Here is a 1,688-nt window from a genome sequence, read left to right on the forward strand (position 1 = left end):
CGATCGTCGGCGGCAGCTATTTCTTCCGACCGAACCACGTGATCGTGCGGGCACACCTGCCGGTCGAGCTGACCGTGTCGATCGAACCCGGCCTGGTGCCGCACAGCTTCGAAATCGACGCGCCGCAGGCCGGTATCGCAGTGCACACCGAGCTCGGCACGACGCCGAAGACGTTTCGCTTCACGCCCACGCAGCCGGGCCGGTTCGCCTACTATTGCACGCATCGGCTGCTGTTTTTCAGGAGCCATCGCGAGCGCGGGATGGAAGGCGTGCTCGATGTCGAGGCGGCGCCGTGATCGCCGCGTTGCTGGCCGCGAGCCTGATAGGAGCGAGCATGACCGCCGATCCCGTGACCGTCGCGCAGGCGCATTTCGACCACGTCCACTCGTACCGCGCGACGATCCGATCGTCGGCGCGCAGCGGCGAACGGACGGAATTCCGCTACGCGTACCTGAAGCCGGGCTTCGTCCGGATGGATTTCGTGTCGCCGCATCACGGCGCGGTGCTCGCCTACGATCCCGGCGACGGCAAGGTGCGGCTGCGCCCGTTCGGCGCGCACGCGCCGCCCGCGTTGACGCTGTCGCCGTCCAATCCGCTCGTGCGCGACCGCAGCGGCCACCGGGTCGACCGGTCGGACGTCGGCGAACTGCTGCGCAACGTCCATGCGCTGCAGGAAGGCGGCGCGACGGTGACCGAAGGCGAGGAGGCCGTCGGCGGCCGGACCGCGCTGCGCGTGTCGGTCACGGGCGCGCCCGCGCACGCGGTCGATGGCGTCCATCGTTACCGGCTGTGGCTGGACACCGAGGACGGCTTTCCGCTGAAGGTCGTCAGCTTCTCGGACGATGACGACGTGCCGCTCGAAACCGTGACGCTCGACGACGTCGAGATCGACGTCGCGTTTCCCGAGCGCTTCTTCGCGCCCTGAGCGGTGCGCTGACTCACGCCCCTGACGGGCAGGCCGGAGGCTGCATGGCGGAATACCGGTTCTCGACGACCTGGCGCGTGGACGCGCCGCTCGCGGTGGTGTGGGACGCGATCTACCAGGTCGACCGCTGGCCCGGCTGGTGGAAGGGCGCCGTGAGCACCGTCGAGATCGAGCCGGGCGACGCGCGCGGCGTCGGCGCGCTGCACCGGTACACGTGGAAGGGGGCGCTGCCGTACCGGCTGGCCTTCGACATGCGCGTGCGCCGCGTCGAGCCGCCGCATGTGCTCGAAGGCCGCGCGAGCGGCGCGATCGAAGGCGACGGGTGCTGGTCGTTCATCGCCGACGGCGCACGCACGATCGTGCGCTACGACTGGCACATCCGCACGCACGTGCGCTGGATGAACCGGCTGGAGCCGCTCGGTCGCCCGCTGTTCCGGTGGAATCACGACGTCGTGATGCGCGAAGGCGCAAAGGGGCTCGCGCGGCTGCTGGGTGCGGCCGTCGAAACGGAGGGCCGGACCTTCCGGCCGTTGCCGGATGCGGACTGCGCGGATGCCTGATGGCCTGTGAACGCGCGCGAAAGCGTTGAGCGGCGGGCCGCGCCGCTCAGCGCGCGTATGCCATCACCGCGCCATCCACCACCAGCGCGACGCGTTCACCGACGGATGGACACCGGTGTCCCGGCACGCGTACGCGCACGAGCACGTCGAGATCGGCCTCGAGGCGCACGAGCACGTCGGCGTCCTGGCCCGCGAATTGCGCG

Annotated in this window: 2 protein-coding genes and 1 pseudogene; all 3 read left to right on the forward strand. The window is 70.4% G+C overall.

Features of this window, described 5'->3' with window-relative positions:
• Nucleotides 1-296 (forward strand): annotated as a pseudogene (locus JYJ84_RS35990) (quinol oxidase); the annotation flags it as partial.
• Entirely contained in the window at nucleotides 293-925 is a 633-nt protein-coding gene (locus tag JYJ84_RS35995) for a DUF1571 domain-containing protein (protein WP_122944625.1), read from the forward strand. The pseudogene JYJ84_RS35990 and the gene JYJ84_RS35995, both read left to right, overlap by 4 nt.
• Before the next feature lie 44 nt (nucleotides 926-969).
• The gene (locus JYJ84_RS36000) at nucleotides 970-1,485 is read left to right on the forward strand and encodes an SRPBCC family protein (protein WP_175222846.1); all 516 of its coding nucleotides are present in this window, start codon (nucleotides 970-972) and stop codon (nucleotides 1,483-1,485) included.
• Nucleotides 1,486-1,688: the final 203 nt, after the last annotated feature.

The organism is Burkholderia sp. LMG 13014 (assembly GCF_905232215.1).
Classification (GTDB): Bacteria; Pseudomonadota; Gammaproteobacteria; order Burkholderiales; family Burkholderiaceae; genus Burkholderia.